Annotated in this window: 5 protein-coding genes and 1 pseudogene; all 6 read right to left on the reverse strand. The window is 43.4% G+C overall.

Annotated elements, in window-relative coordinates:
- Positions 1–296 (reverse strand): annotated as a pseudogene (locus CXF78_RS11645) (flagellar biosynthesis protein FlgL); the annotation flags it as partial.
- 10 nt (positions 297–306) lie between these two features.
- Positions 307–2,232, reverse strand: coding sequence for a flagellar hook-associated protein FlgK (gene flgK, locus CXF78_RS11650; RefSeq protein ID WP_102036877.1), 1,926 nt, complete (start codon positions 2,230–2,232; stop codon positions 307–309).
- Positions 2,232–3,359, reverse strand: a complete 1,128-nt coding sequence (gene flgJ / locus CXF78_RS11655; RefSeq protein ID WP_041412839.1) for a flagellar assembly peptidoglycan hydrolase FlgJ — start codon at positions 3,357–3,359, stop codon at positions 2,232–2,234. Before flgJ ends, flgK begins: the two co-directional genes overlap by 1 nt.
- A gap of 17 nt (positions 3,360–3,376) precedes the next feature.
- Complete coding sequence (locus tag CXF78_RS11660; protein WP_374702286.1) at positions 3,377–4,459, reverse strand: flagellar basal body P-ring protein FlgI; 1,083 nt, start codon at positions 4,457–4,459, stop codon at positions 3,377–3,379.
- Between the two features lie 25 nt (positions 4,460–4,484).
- The gene (gene flgH, locus CXF78_RS11665; RefSeq protein ID WP_011636641.1) at positions 4,485–5,159 is read right to left on the reverse strand and encodes a flagellar basal body L-ring protein FlgH; all 675 of its coding nucleotides are present in this window, start codon (positions 5,157–5,159) and stop codon (positions 4,485–4,487) included.
- 9 nt (positions 5,160–5,168) lie between these two features.
- Positions 5,169–5,907: flagellar basal-body rod protein FlgG (gene flgG, locus CXF78_RS11670; protein WP_257984895.1), on the reverse strand; the 739-nt coding region annotated here is incomplete at its 5' end.

The following is a 5,907-nucleotide window of genomic DNA, read 5'->3' on the forward strand; positions in this document are numbered from 1 at the left end:
TTAGCGCCTCTTAATAATTGCTCACGCATTGATGAAATCAAGGTTTCAGCACTACCTATTTTACTTTCACTAATGGCTAAATGATTTGTGGCGTAATCGATATTCTTTTCATATTGTGCAACTAATGTATTTTTCTGCTTTAGATTATCAATACCAATAGCCGCAACAGGATCGTCACCAGCCGTGTTGACTCTTTTACCACTATCAATTTGCGCAATGATTCTATTGGTGGCAGATTGCTTGTCTAATATACTGTTAGTACTTTGCTGAAACATCTGTCCGGTAGAAATTCTCATGATGTATCTCCTAGCGAACCGAGCTTAATAAAGTATCGAAAATGGTTTGTGCTGTAGTCATAATTCTGGCGGCTGCTTGATAAGATTGCTGAAAGCGCAATAAATTTGCAGCTTCTTCATCAAGGTTTACACCAGATTCACTTTGCACTCGGGTACTCGCTTGTTGATATATTGCCGTCGCAGAGCCCACGCGCACTTCAGCAGACTTAGTTTGGCTACCGATATCCAATTTAGTATTTTCAAATACGCTGGTTAAAGTGCCTGTGCTGTTATTCATTAATTTAACGTCTGATAACTTGGCTATTTCGACCGCATTGTTGTTATTGCCTTCGGCAAATGCTAAATCAAACGTAAAGCTATCTGCGGTACCACCAGTACCGCTAGTGGTAATGTCAAAATCCATACCAAAGGCATTGATGTTGTTATTGCTAATCGTGCCTGTGCCTAATGAAGTCCCCGAACTATCAAAGGCTTCATAAGTATTAGGAACAGCAGCAGTATTTAACTCAAAGGTAATTGATGAGCCATTAACACTTTGAAAAACAGCGTTAGTTGAGTCCATGCTGTTTAAGCTAATTGCCGTATTTCCAGAGTTGGCCGTATTTGGCGTGATTTGAGGCCCTGCAGCGGCAATGCCTTTAGGGTCTGTCATCACCACTTTTAAACCTGCAGCAGCACCAGCCGTTGGACGAATTTCAAACTTATCACCATCCGCTATTGGGCCGCCGGCAACATTAATGCTAAAACCTGCACTACTTGTTAATTGAGTACCCGATAATGTTAAGTTTGATACTTTTCCGGTTTGATTATCTGTTAATTGGTAACCATTCGCTGTGGTATAACCCAGCTGGTAACTGCCTCCAGATAAAGCGCCCACATCGTCAATATTGACCGACATGGCTGCCGTACCGCTATTAGTAGAATTACTTCCGACACGGCCAGATGCCATTAATGGGTCGTTAATATCACGAAAAATATTACTACCAATGTCACCGTTTAAATCAAAACCTTTGGACTGCATTTCATTAAAGGTGTCTGCAATGCCTAATGCTAATTGACCGAGTTCTGTACTGGCTGGTAATAAGGTATCGTCCCTAAATGAAAATAATGCGCCAAGTTGACCACCCAGCTTAGACGGATCAACATTAAGAGTTTTATCGCCAATAGAAGCATTAATGCGTGGTTCATTTGGATAAGGATCGCCGGTACTCATGCCCATCGACATCGACACTTCACCCGATACCAACATCACCGAGCCGCCCAACATAATTGACTTTGCGCCGGTATCTAACGGAATAACATTAACCTGAGCATACTGGCTGAGCTCTAAAATAAGTGCGTCTTGCTTGTCTAATACTTGGCTGTCTTGGCCTTGGGATTTCATCAACTCTAAATTGATGCTGCCTAGTTCTTTGCTTATCTCATTTATTCGAGTGGTAATGGATTCTATTTGGCTATTGGTTTGTTTCACCTGGCCATCTAGTTGTGATTGCATTTGATTCAGACCAGCGGCTAACTGTTGCGCAGAACTTAAGCTGTTAGTTCGAATACCAAGATCTGTTGGTAAATCGGCAACACTATTGATGCTTGCAAAAAAGTTGTTCAAATTTTCTGGCACCATTTTGCCAATTTGAGAATAAATCTGATCTAACTCACTTAACTTACTGTAAGACGTTTCAGCCGCACTCATGCTGGTTTGGCCGATGCGTAATTCACGTGCGGCAAATTCGTTATAAACACGTTTAACATCAGACACATAAGTACCGGTGCCATAAAAACTATTGCCCAAGCGTTGTGATTCTAATGATGACTGAGTAGCAACTTGACGGTTGTAACCTTCAGTATTGGCATTGGCGATGTTATTACTGGTCACCCCTAACTGTGCTTGAGATGCTTGAACGCCTGTGCGAGCGATATTGAGTAAGTCAATCGACATTATTTAGTCTCCACAGGTAATATAGATTTAAGGCCTTCTTTAACCGATTTCATCACATTGATGACTTTATTGGCATATTGAGGGTCTGTGGCGTAGCCAGCTTTTTGTAACGCTTTAATAAATTGAGTTGGCTCGCTGGCAACTTTACGCGCATCTTGATAGCGATCGCCTTGGCTAATAAATGACACAAAGTCATTAAAGCTCTGCTCAAGGTTGTCATACATTCTGAAATCCGCTTTTTGTTGCACCGCAATGCCCTTTTCAAATTCCAACGTATTGACTGAGGTTTTATCACCTTGCCAACGCTTGTCTGCTTTAATATTAAACAGGTTATGGCTCATAGTGCCGTCATTACGGCGTACCACTTTTTGGCCCCAACCGGTTTCTAACGCTGACTGGGCAATTAATACCTCAGCTGAGGTTCCTAACGATTTAGCCGCTTTTTCAGCATGGGGATACAACACTGAAATAAAATGTTCTGGGCTGGTAAATTGACTCACAGCTATGCCTTTGCTTTTTGGCAAAGTAACATCAGCTTGCGGCAATACTTTGCCTATTTGTACCGCTTGACTGGCTAATTGCTCACCGCGCAATACACTATTTAACTGTTCACCGTCTAGCACATTAGTAAGTTGGGCTGACATTGGTCGCATCGATTCGGCGCTATCTATAACAGAATGCGATGCTGCTATTTGATCTTTTGGCGCGATAATATCGAGAGTGTCTTTATCTAACTCTGTTGCTGGAGCAACAAACATACTTGGGTTAACTTTGTAGTCTGTATTACCACGCAATACCGATGCTGGTGTAATGGGGCTATCATCTGGGTCTAATTGCTGCACCATCATCTCAGCCAGCCCCAACATGCCTTTATTAGATAAATCGACTGACATTTGCTGATCGCGCATTTGTTCAAAAAATGCGGTGGTTTCACTGTTCATTGGATTGTCTGACTTAAACGCGGCATTAGCATCTCGCATGCTTTTCATTAGCATTTGAATAAAGATACCTTCAAATTGCTTTGCCGCTTCTTTAAGTGCCCCCTTCTCGTCTTTCTGGGCTTGGACACGAAGTGAATCTAGTCCTCCTAGATCCAGAAAGTTCGATGAAGCTGACAACTTTTCCATAGTCATTCCGACAATTATTAGATGATGATAAGTTCACCATGCAAAGCGCCTGCCATTTTTAACGCTTCGAGTATGGCAAGTACGTCTGATGGTGCTGCACCCACTAAATTCACGGCTCTGACAAGCTCATCAAGTGTGGTACCTGGATTAAACATAAACATACGACGATCTTTTTCTGACACATCAATCGTACTGTTTGTCGTAACAACCGTATCACCACCCGCTAATGCGTTGGGTTGTGACACTTGGGTCGCCTCAGCAATAGTCACAGTTAATCCGCCGTGAGTGACAGCCGCGGGTAATAACTTGACGTTTTGGCCAACCACAATGGTGCCGGTACGTGAGTTAACAATCACTTTGGCTGACTCTTCCGCTGGTATAACTTCAATGTTTTCTAATACCGATAAAAACGACACCCGCTGTGAAGCATCGCGTGGCGCACTCACTTGAATAGAGGTGGCGTCAATTGCCTTTGCCATGTCTGGACCCAGTAAATCGTTAATCGCATCTGCGGTGCGTTTAGCAGTCGAAAAATCAGAACGACGTAAATTAAACGTAAGGTAATCACCGCTAGCAAACGGACTAATTACACTGCGCTCGACAATGGCACCACTTGGGATGCGGCCAACCGTTGGAGTGTTTTGAATCACCATTGAGCCATCTAGCCCTTCGGCACTAAAACCACTTACAATTAAGCTTCCCTGAGCAATGGCATACACATTGCCATCGACCCCTTTCAAGAAAGTTTGTAATAAAGTGCCACCACGTAAACTTTTTGCTTCACCTAAACTGGACACGGTAATGTCAAGATTTTGACCCGGCTTAATAAAGGCCGGCATTTCGGCATGCACAGCAACGACAGCGACATTCTTTGAATTAGGACGAACAGAGTCTGGTAAATTAATGCCGAAATTTTTGAGCATAGTTCTGAAAGTTTGTTCGGTATAACGGGTTTTTTCCCCAGTACCAGGCAAACCCACCACCAAGCCATAACCCACTAATTGGTTACTTCGCACCCCTTGAATACTGGCGATGTCTTTAATCCGTTCGGCATGTGCAGGCGCGGTTAGCATTAATATTGATGCAACAGCCGCTACCATCAGGTTGATTTTCATGCATTACTCCTTAAAAAGGCCACCAGTCACTCATAAAGAATGAACTCAGCCAACCGACTTTTTGGGAGTCAGCAAACGTACCGGTACCGCTATACTGAATACGAGCGTTAGCCACTCGTGTCGAATCGATTGTATTGTCTGGATTAATGTCTTCGCTGCGGATCATTCCGGTGACACGAATAAACTCATCACCGTTGTTAATTGAAATCCATTTTTCACCGCGGATCACCAAGTTGCCGTTACTGAGCACTTGGATGATATTGGCTGAAATACTGCCATCTAAACTGTTAGATTGATCGGCATCAGACTCGCGCTTGGTATTCATGCTGTCGGAGTAACCTAAATCAATTGGGACACCACTGATGGAAATATTTTTACCGCCGGCATAAACTGGCTCTACGCTTAAATCTGAGCCTTTTTTGATTTCGTTATTGGCGCTTTTTGACGCTTGAGTGGACTCTTTTAAAGTCACGGTAATAATGTCACCGACGCGGTGCGCACGAATATCGGAATACAAGCTTGATGCTTGGCTATCAAGATAAATAGACCCCGTCGCCGCCACCTGCGTAGGTACTGTATCTGGGTATACCGGCGCATAAAATGGATCATCAGCAATCGGTTTTTTAGCGGTTGAGCTACAACCAACCAATAACACCACTGAGGCTAACGCAATGTATTTAATCATGTTAGCTCCTTAGAGATTCTGATTAATATAAGACAGCATCTGGTCAACTGCCGAGATAACCTTTGAGTTCATCTCGTAAATACGTTGACCTTGAATAAGGTTGACCAACTCTTCTGTTACATTCACGTTAGAGGTTTCTAGTGCTCCTTGGCGAATAGAACCTAAGCCGTCTAACGATGCTGTACCTTGAATAGGTGTGCCGCTTGCACCCGTTTCGGTATACAAGTTTTGTCCTAACGGGTCTAAACCTGCCGGATTAATAAAATCGGTCATGGTTAACTGGCCAATAACCTGACTTGCTGCGGTACCAGGGGTTTGCACTGATACTTCGCCCGATGCAGACACCGTAATACTGGTTGAATCATCCGGGATGGTAATTGGCGGTTGCACCACATAGCCTGAACCTGGAGTTACAATCTGACCGGTATCATCTAAGCTAAACTGGCCATTACGCGTGTAGGCTGCGGTGCCATCTGGCATTTGCACTTCAAAAAAGCCCGAACCTTCAATCATTAAATCTAATGAGTTATCGGTAGTGAGCATGTTGCCTTGGGTAAACATTTTTTGGGTAGCAACAACTTTAGTACCCGCACCAATGTTTAAACCATTGGGTAATTTGCTGTTGTCTGAGCTAATGCCACCGGCTTGATTAACCGTTTGATAAAGTAAGTCTTCAAATACCGCGCGACTTTTCTTAAATCCGACAGTACTGGCGTTGGCCACGTTATTCGAAATAACGGCAATGTTA

Origin of the sequence: Shewanella sp. 11B5 (genome assembly GCF_002836795.1) — a bacterium.
GTDB lineage: Bacteria > Pseudomonadota > Gammaproteobacteria > Enterobacterales > Shewanellaceae > Shewanella > Shewanella frigidimarina.

Excerpts from the sequence above, each read along its gene's own strand:
- CXF78_RS11660 (WP_374702286.1), bottom strand. The coding sequence starts at position 4,459 with ATGGTAGCGGCTGTTGCATCAATATTAATGCTAACCGCGCCTGCACAT.
- flgH (WP_011636641.1), bottom strand. The coding sequence starts at position 5,159 with ATGATTAAATACATTGCGTTAGCCTCAGTGGTGTTATTGGTTGGTTGT.
- flgJ (WP_041412839.1), bottom strand. The coding sequence starts at position 3,359 with ATGGAAAAGTTGTCAGCTTCATCGAACTTTCTGGATCTAGGAGGACTA.
- flgK (WP_102036877.1), bottom strand. The coding sequence starts at position 2,232 with ATGTCGATTGACTTACTCAATATCGCTCGCACAGGCGTTCAAGCATCT.